This window comes from Acidisphaera rubrifaciens HS-AP3 (genome assembly GCF_000964365.1).
GTDB classification, from domain to species: domain Bacteria; phylum Pseudomonadota; class Alphaproteobacteria; order Acetobacterales; family Acetobacteraceae; genus Acidisphaera; species Acidisphaera rubrifaciens.
Genome location: NZ_BANB01000009.1, coordinates 32774 through 51127, shown reverse-complemented (window position 1 = coordinate 51127; position 18354 = coordinate 32774). Strand labels below are relative to the sequence as shown.

The window sequence follows — 18354 nt, the reverse complement described above, 5'->3', positions numbered from 1 at the left end:
GGGTCGAGGGTTCGAATCCCTTCGCCCGCTCCAGATTTTCTCAACGAAATCAGCGATTTAGAGCGGTCCCTCGGGGCCGCTTTTTGCTTCCCCGGCCTCCGAGCCATTGTCGGGGAAGCACTGGGGAAGCAGCGGGCGGCGGGCTGTGGCGGGCGATCGGGTCCGGTAGGCTTGGCCAAGATCCTAGTTCCGACGAAACCCCGCACACACTGGGGCCATGGCACGCCGGCGATTTGAGCGCCGCTCGTGCAAAAGCCGGTAGTGCCACCAGTGATGCAAGCGCCCGGAAACCGGCCCTCCCGAACGATGGCTGTGAAGGGACGTCTCATGGCTCGTGCTCCAAACCGACCCATTGCATTTGTCCATCATAACTCAAGACCGGCAATTCGCGTCCGAAACCCACCGCCAATTGTAGCCCGTTGCCCCCCGACTTCCATTAACCGACTACAGCCATTATCCCACCCGCTCTGCCGCTATATGATAGGGGCCGCGGCCCGAGTGCACCAGTTCGACCATCTTGCGGCGGAGTTCGGGCGCATAGGGGGCGTGTGTCTTCGGCACAGGCTGACCTTTCGGGGAAAACCTGACTGGCTCCTCCGAACCGAGTCAACTTCAGGCTCGCCAGAAACTTCGCACCAGTCGACGCTCCCGTCGCAACCATGCTTTTGAGTCCGGAGTCTAGGCCTAGGCAGCGGGGAAGCATTTGTCTCCCACGTGGCGCGGTTGCCCGAGCGGTCGTATCGACCTTGCGACGCCTGCCGGATCACCGTTACCATCCTCTAGAGCGTTTTTTTATCTTCGTCCCACGTATCGGGTAAAGTCGTTGAAATGCCAGCGAGTTGCTCCGAGGCATGCCAGTTAGAGTCGCTGGGCGAAGAAGTCTGTGTGAACTGGAGACGGTGGCTGACGGTCGCTGCACGGCCTTGCTGTCTCACTCCATCGTTAGGGGCGAGATCGTGAGTTTGGCGTTCAAGAATATTAGTCGCGCCATTTTAGAATTTTCCAAGCGACATGGTGATGACGATGCATTCTGCTGCCGGAGGGCCCGGTGGCCGTAGGCATTAACACGCATGGACACAAACCGGCGTTATCGCTCGCCCCTTGCCGCTTCGTGGAAGTTCTTGGCGACGCACGTGAGATCGGCCTGTTACATTCTATCGAGGGTGACTACGGTGCGGTGGAATTTTTTCACTCAGCCACACGATCCGATCGCTCGCTGATTTCCTTGGGGCGTCTTAAGCGCACCTTCCTTTCTCCGCAAATGCGCGTCTATTTCCGGCTGAGCGATGAGCGCTGGCGCATCGGCCGGGTCCGCAACTTCTTCCTGGAGGACGACGGGTCGGTCACCTACGAGGTGCGCCTTCCCAACAAGCAGGACGTCGACGTCCCCGAGGCGGCGCTGCGGGTGCGCGCACTGGCCGGCGTCTGGGAGCCAGGGGAGGTTCTCGCGCTTGGCGCTTCTGAGACTCAGCGGTGGTTCGACGCCAGGTGGCCGGCGCGGGAGGCGTTGATCGCCTTACGGGCGGCTGGGCAGGGATTGACCGGTCTTGCCTCGGCGTCGGTGGAAATTGTGGGGCACCAACTCGACGCTGTTCGTCGGGTTCTTCATGACCCCTTGCAGCGCTATTTGCTCGCAGACGAGGTCGGTCTTGGAAAGACCATCGAGGCCTGCGCAGTATTGCGTCAGACGCTCATCGATGATGTTAGCGCAACCGCGGTGATCCTCACGCCGTCGGCGCTGACGAGGCAGTGGGAGCGCGAACTCCTAAACCGATTTGACCTGACGCCCGGCCGGGGTGGCCGAGTGCAAGTGCTGCCCCATGGCGATCTCTCGGCGGACATCGCCGCCGCGACGTTGCTGATCGTCGACGAAGCGCACAGGATCGAACCTGGATCGGACGGCTTCAGGCACCTGAAGCGCCTCGCCGACGAATCTCCCAAGCTATTGTTACTATCCGCGACGCCGCCCATAGGCCACGAAGTAGCGTTTTTGGCCCTGCTGCGCCTGCTCGATCCGCAACGCTGGGAGGCGGAGACGGAGGAACGTTTCGCGGAACATGTCGCGAGAAGCCAAGAGTACGGTCGTTTGCTCCTCGGTCTTCGCCCTGACGCGAGTGCGTTCGTCCTGCGACAGCGCGTCGCCGGCTCCACGTCGCTCTTCCCTGACGATACGGTAATAGCGGATCTGGCACACAGGTTCCAAACGACGGAAGACGCCGCGGAACGGGTAACGATCTGCTCGAAGCTGCGTCAGCACATTGCCGACACCTACCGCATTCACCAACGCCTCATCCGAAATCGACGGGCCGATTTGGAGGGCTGGGAGTTTCAACCGCGAGGTCCCGCTACCCTGCGCGTCGAGGAAGACGCGGACCCGGCGCTGCAGCAGGCCCTTCTCGGACTTGAGGATTGGCGAGCCGAGGCGCTCCTCGTCAGTCAGTCGGAACCCGAACTCGCCGACCAACTGGCGCAGCGATACCAATGCCTCCTGCAGATTCTCAGCACCGCCGCCGCCCCGGTCGCGTCGCTCAGTCCGATCTTTGCCAGCGAGGCCGCGCTCCTTCAGGCCATCGATGAGGCCGCTGGGGATGACGCACGTATCCGTCGGGCAGCCTTCGTCGCGGAGGTCGCGCAACGCCATCTGCGGTTCCTGCGACCGACGTCCGGCCCGGCTAGGCTGGTGGTTTTCGCCTCAGACTCGGATTTCGCCGAGGCGATCGTCGCGGCAATTCGGGCCCTCGGTGTCGAGTCAGTGTTCGATGCCGCGACAGGCCAAGACGTCGCGGACGACTTCGCCATGTGCGACGCTGCGGCGATCGCGGTCTTCGGCCCAGCCGGTGAGGAGGGCCTCAACCTTCATTTCGCCGACGCGATCCTTCATGCGGATTTGCCGCCCTCTGTCAGGCGTCTTGAGCAGAGGATCGGACGCCTGGACCGATTCGGGCGCACGCGTGGTCCGATCAAACATGTCGTTGTCGCGCCGGCAGCGGACGGCGATACGACATGGTCGGCTTGGTGTGACCTACTCCGCGACGGATTTGGGATCTTCGACCGCCCTGTTGGCGATATCCAATTCGTCCTGGACGCGATCGAAGCGGACGTTCGTCGTCTCAGGTTGCTGGGCCCGCAAGCGCTGCTGGATTTCCGAGAGCAGTTAGCCGGCTTGGTGGCGCAGCACCGGGAACGCCTGGACGAGCAATACGCCATGGATCAGTTGGCGATGGCCCGGGAGTCCGCGCGCGCCCTAGCAGAAACGCTCGAAGACGCCGAGGCGGACGAGGACGACCTCGCAGCCCGCGTTGACGGTCTCCTGACCTCGACACTGCAACTTCGTGTTCGCCGTGAGGGTAAGGACATCCTCACCCTGAATTGGGGACCGAACACGCAGCTTCCGGAGCATCCGTGGCGCGCCCAATTCTCCGCGGGCCTCGGCCGGCCCCTGACCTGGAAGCGACGGCTCAGTGTCGCGCGTCCGAAGATCGCTCTCCTACGCCCGGGCTCGGCACTGATCGACGCCCTTGAGCGACTGCTAGAATGGGACGACCGCGGGGCCGCGTTCGCAACCTGGCGGCTGCAGCCCGGCGCAGGCGGCCCGGGACAGGAGCGGCTGGCATTTCGGCTCTGCTGGGTGGTTGGGCCGTCGACGCCCCCTGCGAACCTGTTGCGGTCGGGCGAGGACGCCGAGGGCCTGCGCCGACAAGCCGAGGGGTTCCTACAGCCTTGGACGCTCACCCAGCATGTCGGGCCAGACCTGCAACCGATCACCGATCCAGATTGGCTGGCACTCCTCGAGCGCCCGTATCGACCAGAAGCCGCCGTGGACGGCTCTCGCGATTTCAATCTGGGCAGCCGCCCCGAATGGCTTCGCCAAGTCATCGACCAGACATCCTTTGCGAATCTCTGCGCGAGCGTCACAGCTGGCGCCGCCGCATCTCTTGAGGGATCGGAACTGTTCCGCGAGCGCATCTCGGCCGCCAGCGGGCGCGCGGCGCTTGAAATGGAACGACGCGCCTCGCGCAGGCGCCTCAGGGGCGGTTTCGATACTGATGAAGCGGCCGCACGCGACGCAATCCTCGACGACATCGTCCGCGACCTGATCGAGCGCCCGCGGCTCCGTCTCGACTGTATCGGCGCCTTCGTCGTGGCCGGTTATGTCCCGCAGGCGCCGCGCCGATGACCCGGCTTGCCGAGGGAGCGGGCTTCACAGCCTTGGGCGAAGCCCTTTGCGGACGCCGAGACGCAGACAGCTTTTCACTCGAGGAGATCGCAGCCGAACGGCTCCGCCTGGCGATCGGTGATCCGAGCGCCAGTCCGTTGGACTTGGCGTTACTTGTCCGACATGCCCTGCTCGCAGAAGGCGCTCGACAGGGGGGAGGCGAGGCTGTTTGGCTACCTCGCCCCAAAAAGAGGGCCTGCTCGGATGAAGTGCTGGCTCTGGCAGGGCTGGAACCGATCGGTGCTGATCGGGTGCGGGCCAGGCCTTGGCGGCCTGGTTGGCTCGCCGACAGCGACCCGGACCCCGATCGTCTGGCAGCGGCATCGATACCCCGCCGATTCGAGGCCGCCGGCCCGCCGCCTGATCCCTTCATCTCCCAACTGGGCTATGCGACTTACCGCTCCGTGGGCCAGCGCGCCGCCGTCAGGAGCGCGCTGCTCACACCGGAGGGTCGAACGCTCGCCATTGACCTGCCGACAGGAGAAGGCAAGAGCGCCATTTTCCACGCCATCGACGCCGTGGGGTTCGCCTCGGCCCCGATCCCCGCGAACGAAGGCGTCACACTCGTCGTGGTTCCCACGGTCGCGCTCGCGTACGACCACGAAAACAACGTTCGCGCGGAGCGCACAGACCCCCTCGCCTATGTCGGCGACAATGCCGAGCGGCGCGCGGCCATCATCGAACGCCTTTCGACCCAGCAGACCGGACTAGTGTTCTGCGCACCGGAGGCCGCATGCGGCAGCCTGCGCGGCACCCTCATCTCGCTCGCCGAGGCCGGGCGCCTCAAAGCTTTAGTCCTTGATGAGGCTCACCTCGTCGATGCTTGGGGCACGGGCTTTCGTCCCGAATTCCAAAGTCTGGCGGGCCTCCGAGCCGAGCTCCTAGCCGCGTGCCCAGCCGGGGCGAGGATCAGGACACTCCTGCTCTCAGCAACCCTGACTCCGGAGACGCTCGACACCCTGGAGGTTCTGTTCGCACGGCCCGAACGTCTCGAGCTTCTCTCAGCAGCGCAGGTGCGGCCAGAACCCGCCTACGTCGTTGCGCCACAAACAGACGCAACAAGCCGTAACCTACGGGTCGAAGAGGCCATCCTGCGGCTTCCACGGCCCATGATCCTCTACGTGACCAAAGTTGCGGATGCCGTGGCTTGGGCCCACCGGTTCGCAGCACTTGGACTGAGCCGTTTCGCCGCCTTCCATGGCGACACGCCGGACAACGAACGCGCGGCCACACTCAAGCGATGGAGCAAGGGTGAGCTCGACCTCGTCGTCGCCACGTCAGCATTCGGCCTGGGAATCGACTACCCCCAAGTCCGAGCGGTCGTGCATGGCTGCGTGCCTGAGACGTTCGACCGTTTCTACCAAGAGGTAGGCCGGGGGGGGCGGGACGGACGCACATCCCTCTCGCTGCTCTTACCGAGTCATTCCGACGTCAAACTGGCCCGGGGCCTCAACCGCGAGAGAGTGATTACGGTGCGCAGAGGACTCGAACGGTGGCGGTCCATGTTCGAGCATCCGCAGACCCGACACCTCGGCGACAAGCGGTTCAAGCTCCGCCTCGACGTTGCCCCTGGCCCGGGGATCGATGACATCGATCTTGTAGGCGAGCGCAGTCTGCAATGGAACGCCCGAGTGCTGACCCTCATGGCACGGTGCGGCCTTCTCCGGATGGTCGGCGGTGTCCGCGGTGAGAGCAGCGAGGACGGTGTGTTCGAGACGGTCGAAATTCTCGATGACCAGCACCTGCTCGAAGAAATATGGGATAGAAAAGTCGAGCCCGTGCGCGGACAGATCGCCAGGGCCCGTTCGCGAAACCTGGCCCTGATGGTCCGGCATCTGCGCGGAGGCGAGTGTCCCGCAAGCCTGATTGAAGAACTTTACGGTGCAAGCCGAATCCTGAAGGGTTGCAGCAACTGCCAAATCTGCCGCGCGGATCCTGCTCGTGCACAGATGGATGCTTTGCCGCTGGAACCGGCGGCCGTCTGGCCAGCACCAGCCCTTTCGTCGACTCTCTCTGGCCTGCTGAGTGACGGCGAATTCGTGGTAACCTTCGACGCGACAGCCACCGGGGCATACGCGTCGCGTCGCATGGCCGCCGCCCTTTCGGGGCTTACCCAAGGCGGTATGCGGGTCTTCCGACTGGTCGGCGACACCCCTCCGGTCTTTGAACGCGGCCTGGCAGACCTCGCGACACGCCCGGTCTTCCTCAGCCGCTCCGCCACATCGGCGACATCACGTCTCCCGCCGGGCCCGGAGGTCGTGATCGTTGGTGAAACGCCGTGGCGGCTCTCGCCGCCGGGACGTGACCCGCGTATCTTGATTCTGCCCTCTGGAGCCGCTGATCCTGACCGACCTGGTGAGGGCCTTCTAGATCGGTACAACCGCGTCAGTATGACCCTCGACACGCTTCTCGAAAGACTCTCCACGTGAAGGCGATTACCGCAGTCGGCGCTACGCCCCAAAGAATGGAAGTGCTCTACAGCATCCTTCGAGAAGCAGGGGTCGAGGGAGAGGAACGTGAGCGCCTAGCCAATCTCTTAGGCCCCCCCTCCCTTGCCAAGGACCAGACAGACGCGGGCGAGGACAACGCTTTGGTGGATTGCCTCGCCCTGGGGCACGAGATGGGACTGTTCCGGGAGGAGAGCGGACGCGTAGCGCTAGCGAGGGTCGATGGCCCTTCCAGCTTCCTGGAACTCGCCGGTCGACAAATGGTGGACCAAATTATCTCTTCGGTCCCGACAGAAGGCTGGGTGGCTGGCGCAATTGCTTGGATGTTACGCCAGGACCCGCGCAGTCCGCTGCCCTGGACGGGCTCTGGAACTGCGACCCGGCTGCAGAGCCAACTGGGAAGCCCACCGCCCTTCGGCATGACCAATGACAGCCGGGTCCAGCAAGCCGTGTATTGGGCCCGCGCCCTTGGCTTCGTCACGCGTTGGAACATCGTGAAAGCGGAGGTCGTTGTACCAGATCCGACCGAGGCGGTCAGTCAACGCCTTGATCACGTGCTACTTCGTGGTCAGCAGATCACCATGCCGGCTTTTCTCGCCGCCCTCGGACGCACCTGCCCTGTTCTCGACGGCGGGAGCGTCCATCGCGAAGTCGCCACACGCGCAGGCGACACTGCAAATCCCAGCAAGGTCTCAGCGTCGCTTTCTCTTGCGCTTCTGCGCCTCAAGCAGCGGGGCGAACTACAATTCCAATATTTTGACGATGCCGAGGTCGTGGAGGCGGAGGGCCTTTTCGGCGACGGGCGCGTCACGCACGTAAGCCGCCGACAGGTGAACGCATGAAGCAGGTCGTCTGCTGGCAACCGGATCTCGTCACCCAAGTCATCAACATTGATGCTGATCATGTGGCCGATCCGGTGTTCTGGGCCGTCGACACCGAGACGCCCCTGTTCACGCGGGCTGGCGAGGACGCGCCGCTTCGTCAGCAGTCGACGACCGAGATCGTTGGCGCTTTCCTGGCGCCGCAATTGAACCACTTCCAACTTGCGGTGCTCGGCCCTGCCGGGGCCGGCAAGTCACACCTCATCCACCGCATGCGCCAAGAGATCGAGCGCCGCGCTGGGTTCGAGGTTCTTGCCATCCGGCGTCTCGAAACCAATCTCCGCGCCGTCCTCGAGAAGCTCATCGCCCGCCTCCCGGCCGCCGAGCAGGCCCAGTACCTGGACGATTTGCGCCGTGCCGGGCCATCTCTTTCGACACCGGCCGTCCAAAAGTCAACGCTGCTGGACAGCCTCGCACAGGCTGTCGAGGAGGACGCAATAAGGCCGGACTCCAAGATCGCCGCCGACCTTGAGCAGGAACTTCTGCGCACTCTGCCAAGCCTCCTCCGTGATCCTTATCTGCGGACTAAAAAATTCTTGAATGACGGCGAGGTTGTTCCTGAACTCGTCGATCGGCTGTTCTCGTCCCGCGAGGGCAAGCGCGTCGAAGAGGAGATCCTCTTCGAGGCGGACAACCTACCGCTCAGCGGCATCAATCTTCAAAATTGCTCTGCCCCGGCGAGGGAGGCGATCGAGGTCTTCCTATACGACAGCGCCAATACGATCCCGCCAGTTCTTGAGGTCATAAATCGCAACCTGCCCTCGGCGATCACGCGGGCGCTGAACTTCTCAGGCGACCAACTAGGCGCGTTGCTGGGAAGGATCCGTCAGCGCCTTAAGGAGGAGGGCAAGGAACTCGTCATCCTCTTTGAGGAATTCGCCCGTCTGCAGGGCTATGACCTCGCCATGCTGGCCGCCCTGGTCGTCCAAGGCGGAGACAAACTCTGCCGGGTCCGGTGGGCCTTGGCCTGCACCAGCGGTCGTTTCCGCGGACTCCCTGACACCGTTCGAAGCCGAATGGACTTGGTGGTCGATATGGAGACGTCGCCACCTCGTCCCGATCTGGCGCATTTTACCGGACGTTATCTCAATGCGGTGCGCGTGGGTGGAGTTCGTCTGGCCGAAGCGTTCTCGACGCCCGAGCGGGTGCTGCCAAACGCATGCGCGGACTGCGCCTTTCGCGGGGACTGCTTCGAGGCCTTCGGCAGCGTCGGCGCGACGGACGATCCGGTTGGACTCTATCCATTCACGGCAAGCGCACTCGTCACTTTGGCGAGGCGCTCTCGCGCCGACGATGGCGAGGTATTCAACCCGCGTGAGTTCCAGAAGAAAGTTCTCAAGCCTGTCTTGATCGACGAAGCGTCAGCTCTCGCCGGCGATCAATTCCCCACAATGCGCTTTCTGACGCAGATGGGGGGCGCCGAGATCGAGAACCTCGATCGCCAACGTCTTCAGGATGCGGCCGGGGCGAGATTCGAGCGCTACCTCACCTTCTTTCAACTGTGGAACGAGGGGCGACTCTCGGGCGCATCGCCAGAGATCATGCGCGCCTTCGGTCTCTCCCCAATTCCGGCTTTGAATGGCGCAGGGGCAGCGGCCCCCCCACCGCCGCCAGCCCCGACCGCGCCATCAACGGGGGGAGTCGATCGCACGGCGATCGTCCGACCCGCCCCCGCCGCCGATCCGGACGCCGCGCAACTTTCGCGATGGGTCGACGGAGGGGGGCTCGACCAGAGCTTGGCTCACCGCCTTCGGCAGGCTCTGTTCCCGTTGATCGAACGGGCCATCGACTGGGACGTGCTTGGCCTCCATCAAGCAACCTTCTCCGGCGCAACGGGTACCCGACCGTTCCGAAATGTGAGCGTGCAGTTCACCCGTCAGGGAACGACTGGGATAGCAAAACCTCCGGTCGTGATCGAACTGCCCTTCCAGCAGGATCCGGGGGGCTTCGCGAACACCGCGCTGGCGTTGGAGTCGCTCCTGAAGTTTGAGAAGACGAGCGACTGGGGCCAGTCCAATGGTCTAGTCGGTCTGGCGGCCGTGAGCGAACTCGTCTCGAGTTGCGCCTTTGAGGTGGCAAACCAACTGCGCAATTTGCGAGGCGATGCGCGCTGGAACCCCATCGCCGGCGCCGCTGAACTTCTACTGATCGGCGCCGCACTTGGTGGTGTCATCTCGGCAAACCAAAGCAACGATGAAGCGCTGATCGAGGCAATGTTCCTGCCGATGCCTGCCGATTGCCCGTATGCGGAGCCGCGTCTGCGAACCCTCTATGACCGGCTCTCAAGGCGACGTGAAAAGCTGCAAGACCTTGTACGAGCGCATATCTCGGCTTCGAAAGGTGGCCGGATAGGCCGCGCTATTGATCCTCGCGTTATCCGTGAGGCGGCTCGTCGACTGCGGCGCGATAAGTGGAGCCTCGCCCGGACGCCCCAACCGCGCCCGGATCTCTACGTCGAAGTCGGCACGGTCTACGAACAGGTCAAGCAAGACCTGGAGCCGGCCCTGGCGGCCGAGCGAGACGGTCGTCGGGAGTGGCTGACCGCCGTCGACGCGGCCTTCGGTAGCGCCAGCAAACAAGAGGTGCTGACTGCGGCGCGGGCCGTCATCGCCGCCACGACGGCGTCGGGCATTCCCGTATCGAGCAAGGCGCTCGAAGACGCCCTGCAGTCATTCAGCAGCTTCCAGTATGACGCAGCGGTGCGTGCCGTGCGGACGATCGAAGCCGCCGACCCGCCGCAGTCTGAACTGCTGCACTACGCCAAAGGCCGCGCCGACGCGGTCGCCTCCGCCAGCCGGCTCATCAGAGTCTGGGACGACTTCGTGACCGCCGCCGAAGCAGACGTCGAGCGTAAGCGGGCCGAAGCCGGCATTGAGGAACTCAGTCTCAATGTGGAGCGAGTCAATGCGGCTATCGATGGCTTAAACCGAGAGCTAGCTTCGCTCGGAGGCGCGCGATGAACGTGCTCGACAGATCGAAGGCGCTCGCCGACGCCGCGAAAGAATTGAACGCGCTAAAGAAGGCGACGACCTTGGTGAAGGCGGTCGGTTCTCGAGCCACACAACTCGAAGAGGCCCAGGCCAACCTTCGTCTGTCCGTTGGCCAGCTACAGTTGCTGCGTGGGCGTAACATCGAGGTCGATGTCGACCTCGCCCCGGCCAGCGGGTTTGTGGTCTTCCTCTCCGAGATCAGGACTTCGACGGCTGCGGATCCAGCATCCGTCACTGCCGCCGAAGTCGGCGTCAAGACCCTGACCCCATTGAAAAGCTTCACGAACGCTATCGCGCAGGCCAATGGAATCGCCTGGAAGCGCCACGTCCACGAAAGTCTGCCCCACGTCGGCATCGATCTCGTTCAGGTCTTGGGGCAGATTCCGGCCCTCAAAACGCGTGTCGAGCACTTCCGCGCGCTGCAGGCCGCGGCGAAAGCCTTCGCCGACCGTCTTCCTACGGACAGCGCCGACCTCGACGCCGTGGAGCGAGCAGCCAAGGCCTGCAAGGACGCCTGGCAGGCTCTTGATGCGGATGACATCCCTGCCGCTGTGACACGTTTCTTGCGCGGTGCCACATCCGAAACAGGCGCCGCGCTCGACAGCCTGACCGACGAGGTGAAAACGTGGCTGACAGCCCAGAACCTCATGGCCTCGTTCACTGTCCGGGCGCGCCGATGACCGTCCTGGATCGACGCCACGACGAATTGCTGAACAGCATCGAGGATCTGGAACTCCTGTCGCTAAGATGGGGCGACGCCGCAGCCTCGCTTTCCCGCGACACGATTCTAGATCTCGCGACGACGCACTTCGCCGCCGACACCGAGGACGCGGTCGAAGCGCTGCTGGAGGCGGGCCTGGTTCAGGCGTTCAATCCTCCCGGAGGCGGCGAACGATATCGCTCGCGGTTCGCCGAAACGATCCGCTTGCTCGCACGCCTTCGACAGACTTTTCCGGGTGAGGCCTGGCAGGGCGCTCCACCTTTGGTGGCCGACTTTCGGATCGACCTTCGCAAGCGTCGTTATCCCGCGCGTGAACTTGACGCGGCGGACGTTATGCAAGAACTAGGCCCGCTCTCCGATTTGCAGCGACATATTTGGCGCGCGCTATCGCCGACTCGACTCGCCCAGTTCCAGAAGCGTGCGGCTCAGAGACTGCTGGTCTCCAACGACCGCGACGCTGGTGTCATTGTCGGCGCCGGCACGGGATCTGGGAAAACCCTGGCCTTCTACCTCCCGGTCTTTCTTCGCCTGGCAGAGTCCGTCCAGCCTGGGGATTTCTGGACCAAAGCGATCGCCATCTATCCACGCAACGAGTTGCTAAAGGACCAGTTGTCTGAAGCGCTGCGCAACGCCTCAGCGGTCTCGCCCGCCCTTCGGGCAGCCGGTCGGCGGCCGATGCGCATAGGACCTTATTTCGGCGATACTCCCCAAGCAGCGTCGGAGCAGAGCGTCGGTGGAAAGTGGAAGGCCACCCGTAACGGCGCAGGTTTCATCTGCCCTTTCCTGCGATGTGAGTGCGGCGGGGACATGATTTGGGCGCGCGAGGACCTGGCGGCGGGTCGGGAACGCCTAGTCTGCCTTCGCAACTGCGGATACGAGACGAACCCCGAGATCCTCGTCCTCACGCGCAACCGACAGCGCCGTGAACCGCCTGATTTTCTTTTTACTACTACAGAGATGCTGAACCGCTCGCTCTCCGACCAAACATCGCGAGTGGTATTCGGCGTCCGCGCGCCGCCGGGTCGACGACCGGAGTTCTTGCTGCTCGATGAGGCTCACACCTACACGGGCGTATCCGGCGCCCAGGCGGCGCTGACCCTACGCCGTTGGCGCCACCTCGTCGGCGGTCCGGTCACGTGGGCTGGCCTCTCCGCGACCCTGAGCGACGCGGCGCGCTTCTTCGCTGAGTTGACCGGCGTCGATGTCGCCTCTGTTACGGAGGTCGTCCCGCTTGAGGACGAGTTAGAAGAGGAAGGTCGGGAATATCAGGTGGTGCTGCGTAGCGATCCGGCCGCGCGCACCACGGTTCTGTCAGCGTCGATCCAGACTGCCATGCTGCTGGGCAGGATCATGGATCCTTCAGTTGCGCCGTCCCAAGGACGCTATGGCCGTCGGATCTTTGCCTTCACCGATGATCTCGACGTCACCCACCGCCTCTTCCACGACTTTCGGGATGCGGAGGCCTACGACCGCTTCGGTCGCCCCGATCCCGGCCGTCAGCCCCTAGCGGTCCTGCGCGCCCAGATTTTGCCGGGTCAGGCCGAAACCGATGCGGAACGTCGGCTTCGCGACGCTGATGGTCAGCGCTGGCGTCTACCGGAGACCTTGGGCCGAAATCTAGCCGATCGCCTGCGTGTCGGCCGCACCACCTCACGCGATCCAGGGGTCGACGTCGCCGCTGACATCATCGTGGCCACAGCCGCCCTGGAGGTTGGCTTCAACGACCGCACCGTGGGCGCTGTCCTGCAGCACAAAGCTCCGCGCGACTACGCCGCCTTCCTCCAGCGCCGTGGCCGCGCAGGCCGGGACCGCATGATGCGTCCACTTACGGTCACTGTCTTATCCGACCAAGGGCGAGATCGGTCGCTCTTCCAAGCCGTTGAACACCTCTTCGATCCCACTTTGGCGGCACAGGCGCTACCGGTCCGCAACGAATATGTCCTTCGCATGCAGGCGGTGTTTTCGCTGCTAGACTGGCTTGCTGATCAACCGCGGCAGGCACCGGCCGGCAGCGTCTGGCGAACGGTCGCCGCGCCGAAGTCACCCACCTGGGACGATCAGGCGTTGCGCGATCACATTGTGCGCTTGCTTGGCGAGATCCTTCGCGAGGATGGCCCGGAACGCCGCGCGCTGCGCCAGCACCTTCTCAACGCCCTTCGCGTAGAGGAGCTGACCGTCGACCGCCTTCTGTGGGAGGCGCCACGGTCGATCCTCTTGGAAGTGGCGCCGACGCTATTGCGCCGGCTGTTCCGAAACTGGAACTTGGCCTGGCCGACACAAGGTCATGAGCGCGATCGCTTCACGCCCGACCACCCTCTTCCCGACTTTGCGCCCAGAGCCCTCTTCTCCGATCTGAATCTGCCCGAACTCGATATCGTCCTACCGCCGAGCCGGAACGGCGAGCCAGATACCCTGGAGTCCATGCCGCTCCAACAAGGACTTGCGCAACTCGCGCCCGGCCGCGTCACCCGACGTTTTGGCGACGACTACGGCGGGCTATCGCATTGGTCGGCAGTCCCGGCGGGGGTGACGGACTGGAACCTCCCTATCGCCTCCTACGCCGAGGCGTCTCAGCCTCTGGGAGTGCGGCGTGGCGAGGGAGGGGCTGGATTCATTGAAGCCAACGTCCATCGCCCTTGGCGGATCCACCTTGACCGCGCCCGCCCCGAAGTCATCGGAGTCACCTCCAATTCGCAGCTCACGTGGGCCAGCGCCTTTGCGGCGCGCGGTGCGCCGGTAGAAATCGCAACGCCCGCGCGCACCGCCTGGCGCACCTTCGTACGGGGGGCGGATATCCAACTGCACCGCTTCCGGGCCAGCGTGGAGGTGACACGGTTCGCCACTGGCGCGCGCGCTGACCTGCGCCGTCCCGCTGGCGTCCAGCAAGTGGTCGACATTCACTTCCGTGACGCGGACGACACCACGGCTGCCGTGGGCTTCGAGTTCGAGACCGATGGCCTGGCGCTACACCTCACCTTGCCTCCGCCCGATAACCTGCAAGCTGCGCCTATCGAGGATACCATCCGCCGCGGACTTCGGGCAGCGCTGCACAAGCGTCTGGTGAACGAAGACCCTCTGCTGGACCGCGATCAGAACGTCTTCTCACGAGCATGGCTACGTCAAATCCACCTGCTGGTCTGCGCTCGGCGCGCGCTCGAACGGAATGAACCCCTAGTCGCGGCCGCCGATGCGGTATCCGCGGCGGGCATGTTTGCGGACTATGCCGCCACTCTAGACGCCGTCCTCGGCGTTCAGCGACGCGACGCCCACACGAACGCGGGATCGGACGAAGATGACGCCGGCGGTAGCGGTGGCGGCGCCCACGGACCGACTGGCCGCGGGCGTCCACGCCGTGATCGGTTGGAACGGCTAAAGGCTGGCCTGCGCGACGAACTGGCGAAGGACAACGTCCGGGCTCGATTGCACGCCGCCCTGCTGGAGGCGCTTGACGACACGAGCCCCCGCCTCGGCGACTACATGCGGCGCGCCCTTCAGGGCACGCTCGCCGAAGGTCTAATGGCGGCAGCCGTGGCTGCAACACCGCGACAGGCCTCGGCCGAGGCCTTGCTCGTCGACATCGCCAACGACGAACATCAGCCGGGTCACTCAACCATTTGGCTGACAGAATCCACGGTCGGCGGCGCTGGTGTGCTCCAGGCTCTCACCGACCGCTTCGCCGCCGAACCGCGGCTTATCTTCCGCGGCATCGAAGCGGCTCTCGAGCCCTCCGATCTCGATGTCGCGGCCAGCGCACTGACCCGAACCTACCGTCTGGCAGCGGAAAATCCGGACGTGGCCGCCGCCGTCGCCGGCGTGCGCGCCGAGGTTGACCACCGGCCGCGCGCCGCAGCACGAGCGCGTTTGCTGTCGCAATTGGAGGGCTGCGGCGTCGAGACAAGCCGCGCCTTCGTCGTCTCCCTCAGCGCCCGGATGCTCGCGCCGGGTCTCGGGGTGGCGCATGACGCTGTCGTCCGCCGGCTCCTGTCGTTCTGGACAAATGTGGAGGTTGGCCTTGGCCTTGAGTTCGACCTCCGAGAGATTGCCGTGCTCGCAGTCGGCGACATTGATGCCAACGAACTTGGCCTACAGGCTGGGATCTTCACGGATGCAACAGATGCCGCGACCCGGGCGGCGGTCTTCGCGAGCCTGCTGTGGCCGCGCGCCGCGTCGCTCCACCGCCAAAGCCTGACCAGTTGGAACCCTTATCGGGCTCCCCTGCCCTGTGAACCAGCCCTGGTTCGCAGCCTTCTCTTTGAGGGCGCACGCGCAGCGGTTCCGCTCGATGAGGATAATTGGTGGAATCGGCTGACCGAACTCCTCGCAATCGACGGCGCCGCTACCCTATCTGCGCCCATCCCTGAGCAGCGGCGACTGGGCGAGGCGCTGGTTCGCCTTCAGGCGACCCCGATTCATGTCGGTGCGCTTAGCCTCTATGCCGTTGTTGAGCGCATCGCAAAGGACGATGCACGGGTTTGGGCCAGTCTCATTCTGCGGGAACAGGTCTGATGCTGAGCCGTGATTACAGCGGTCCGTGGCAGAGTCGGGCGATCCGCGACACCCTGCAAACACTGTTACTGTCGGAACTGCTGCGACCCAGTCCAGAGCTCTGGATTCTGTCGGCTTGGATCTCCAACGTTGAGGTTATTGACAACACCGCCCGCGCCTTCAGCGCCGTGCGCCCGGACTGGCCGGCAGCCTCCATTCGCCTGACCGAGGTCATCAAAGCCCTGGCAAATCGAAGCGGCCGCCTCTGTGTCGTCGTCCGTGAGGTCGATCACAACGCCCTCTTCATCCGCTCCCTCCGGGATCTCCAATTGGAGACGGATGGGCGTCTGGGCCTCGCCATCGCCCCTGCCGCTCACGAGAAAGCGGTCGTCGGCGAGGATTATATCTTCGGTGGCTCCATGAACCTAACACTGAGTGGCCTAACCGCGAGCGACGAGCACGTCCTTCTTCGAGTTGATAGACAGGCCGCCGCGTCACGCCGACTCGCCCTTCAGGAGCGCTGGAGTGGGAGCCTTCAATGGGGCTAACGCTCGATTTAGGGGCGCTCGCCGCAGCCGCCGACTGGGACAGTCTCACAGCGGGTGCCCGCAGCTTGACGTCGACCCTCCAGTCGACCCGCTTTCCGGGCGCGATGTTTCCGGTCCGTGATCCAAGCGGCAACCTCGTAGTTTACGCGGCTGCCCGAACGCCAGCCGAATGGCGAAAGCTAGAGCCTCTGCTTCTCGCGTTTGCCGGTCCTACGTTCACCGACTTCGAGGGCGCACCCGTGCCGCTCGACCCCGCCCGCGGAGTCGATCAAGTACTGCTTGGGGCTGGGATCACGATAGCCGCGCGCCTTCAGCCCGGGAACTATGCTCAAGGCGAGGCGGTGGCGGTACGCGCCCTGGTGCGGTTAGCGAGTCTCCTGGAGGGCGCTCCAGATCTTGCGATCGCCCGGCCTGAACCGACCTCGCGTCTGCTCGCGGCGCTGCAAGACGCTCTCAATGGCGGCGACGTCACCGAGGCCTGGCGCATCCTCGCCGTACTGCGCGAAGAGTCACGCCTCGAGGCGCTCAACCTCGTCCAACTCGAGGTCCAGATCCTATCCGTCGCAGGCGATTGGGGCGCTATCCGTTGGCACGACCGCTTCGAAGCGCTGGCGCTGGCGGGGCCTGCGCCCGCCACCGCCGAGATTCTAATCGAGGCCATCTACTGGACGTCCGTTTACGACAGCGACGCGGCGGCCGAGCGCGCGCCCGACCTGGTGCGAAGCGATCCGGCGATGGAATACGCGCGATTGCTCCTTGGCATCGCCCCCGATCCCTCTCGACCGGCAGTCGAGTGGCTGCGCGCCATCCTTGTGCCGCCGCTGCGACAGGAGGTCCCACAAGAGTCAACAGCCCCTCGCGATGCGGAGCCGACGAACGATCCGCTAGCTGTGGCGCGCGCGGCGCTGATAACCGTGGCGGGATTACCCGCCGAAGGCGACCCTGCGGCCGATGCGGCGTTACGCGACGCCGTCAACGCTCTCAGCGCTGATTCGCGCCATGATCTCTTCCGCCGCCCTGCCAACCGCGCGATTTGGCAGGAGGTGCTGGAGCGAGCGGGCGATCACGAACCACCCTTCGACTGGTCCACCTGGGTGGACGCCCTATCCAGGGACGACTTCGCCTCTGCCGAGGCGGCCGCCGCCGGAGCGACCACCTGGCGACTGCCCGACGCGGACACTGATGTCGGCGCCGCGCGCGCGCTAGCCGCCAAGATCGAACTCATTCCCGATGGGTTGGCCGAAGAACGCTTTGGACAAGCGATCCCTTACCTGGTGCAATGGGCGCAGTCGGACCCACGGTGGCCGCGCCGGGACCTCTGCCCGGTCTATCTCGCAACCCTCACCCGCATGGCACTGAGCGCCCGTCGCGGTGAGACAGCGCTCCGCTCGGCAGCGGGCCTGCTCGACGGTGCACTAAAGTGCGGTCTGTCCGTCGCGGAGTACCGTGACGCCCTGGATGCCGCGCAGACCATCGCTAGCGAAGGCCTGAGCCGCACGTCCGCCTACGACGCCCTCGAGCTCGTAGAGATCGCGCGAAGTTTCACACCTATCGTCCCCACCCGGCTGCAAGAATTCAGCATCGACGTAATCTCAGTTCTTATCCCGCTCTGGCCGCGCCTTACGGAAGGTCAGCGTCTGACACTGACCGCGCTTGCTGCTGAGGTGGGCATCGACCTCGGCGTCACGCCCTCACCGACCGAGACCGCCCTCAACAGCGCTGCGCTGGAAGGCAAGGTTGTGGGCATTTATACACTCACCGAACCCGCCGCCCGGCAGGCGGAGGCTTTGCTTCAGGCGGCGATCCCAAACCTCACGGTCGAACTCAACCACGACCATGGTGGCAGCGCTGCTCTCGGCGCCATGGTTGCTCGAGCAGAGCTTGTAGTGGTTGTCTGGGCATCTGCCAAACATGCTGCGACAGACTTTATCAAGTCGCGTCGGGGCGCCCGACCGCTTGTATACGCAACCGGCCGAGGGGCAACGAGCATCGTCCGCGCTGTTGAGGACTGGTCGGGGGCAGAAGCGCGCCGACGGCTATAGAACTGGTCGGACTGCGACGCGACT

The 18354-nt window shown here is 64.4% G+C and carries 8 protein-coding genes; all 8 read left to right on the top strand.

The features are described 5' to 3' along the window. The first annotated feature begins 1048 nt into the window (after positions 1-1048). From dpdE to dpdD, 8 genes are read left to right on the top strand one after another with little or no spacing between them, the layout of a single operon-like run. Complete coding sequence (gene dpdE, locus B8460_RS00410) at positions 1049-4177, top strand: protein DpdE (protein ID WP_148360188.1); 3129 nt, start codon at positions 1049-1051, stop codon at positions 4175-4177. After that, positions 4174-6645 (top strand): protein DpdF, encoded by a 2472-nt coding sequence (dpdF, locus tag B8460_RS00405; RefSeq protein WP_084623047.1) that lies wholly within the window; start codon positions 4174-4176, stop codon positions 6643-6645. The genes dpdE and dpdF overlap by 4 nt, the downstream gene beginning before the upstream one ends. Then, positions 6642-7505, top strand: a complete 864-nt coding sequence (dpdG, locus tag B8460_RS20705; RefSeq protein ID WP_158322641.1) for a protein DpdG — start codon at positions 6642-6644, stop codon at positions 7503-7505. The genes dpdF and dpdG overlap by 4 nt, the downstream gene beginning before the upstream one ends. Next, entirely contained in the window at positions 7502-10504 is a 3003-nt protein-coding gene (dpdH, locus tag B8460_RS00400) for a protein DpdH (RefSeq protein WP_048859588.1), read from the top strand. Before dpdG ends, dpdH begins: the two co-directional genes overlap by 4 nt. Next, the gene (locus tag B8460_RS00395; RefSeq protein WP_048859587.1) at positions 10501-11214 is read left to right on the top strand and encodes a hypothetical protein; all 714 of its coding nucleotides are present in this window, start codon (positions 10501-10503) and stop codon (positions 11212-11214) included. The genes dpdH and B8460_RS00395 overlap by 4 nt, the downstream gene beginning before the upstream one ends. Further along, positions 11211-15761: a protein DpdJ gene (gene dpdJ / locus B8460_RS00390; RefSeq protein WP_084623045.1), complete on the top strand. Its 4551-nt coding sequence runs from the start codon at positions 11211-11213 to the stop codon at positions 15759-15761. Before B8460_RS00395 ends, dpdJ begins: the two co-directional genes overlap by 4 nt. Next, positions 15761-16288, top strand: coding sequence for a phospholipase D-like domain-containing protein DpdK (gene dpdK / locus B8460_RS00385; RefSeq protein WP_048859585.1), 528 nt, complete (start codon positions 15761-15763; stop codon positions 16286-16288). Before dpdJ ends, dpdK begins: the two co-directional genes overlap by 1 nt. Next, positions 16279-18330, top strand: a complete 2052-nt coding sequence (dpdD, locus tag B8460_RS00380) for a protein DpdD (protein ID WP_148360180.1) — start codon at positions 16279-16281, stop codon at positions 18328-18330. Before dpdK ends, dpdD begins: the two co-directional genes overlap by 10 nt. The last annotated feature ends 24 nt before the right edge of the window (positions 18331-18354 follow it).

Excerpts from the sequence above, each read along its gene's own strand:
- dpdF (WP_084623047.1), top strand. The coding sequence starts at position 4,174 with ATGACCCGGCTTGCCGAGGGAGCGGGCTTCACAGCCTTGGGCGAAGCC.
- dpdH (WP_048859588.1), top strand. The coding sequence starts at position 7,502 with ATGAAGCAGGTCGTCTGCTGGCAACCGGATCTCGTCACCCAAGTCATC.
- B8460_RS00395 (WP_048859587.1), top strand. The coding sequence starts at position 10,501 with ATGAACGTGCTCGACAGATCGAAGGCGCTCGCCGACGCCGCGAAAGAA.
- dpdJ (WP_084623045.1), top strand. The coding sequence starts at position 11,211 with ATGACCGTCCTGGATCGACGCCACGACGAATTGCTGAACAGCATCGAG.
- dpdK (WP_048859585.1), top strand. The coding sequence starts at position 15,761 with ATGCTGAGCCGTGATTACAGCGGTCCGTGGCAGAGTCGGGCGATCCGC.
- dpdD (WP_148360180.1), top strand. The coding sequence starts at position 16,279 with ATGGGGCTAACGCTCGATTTAGGGGCGCTCGCCGCAGCCGCCGACTGG.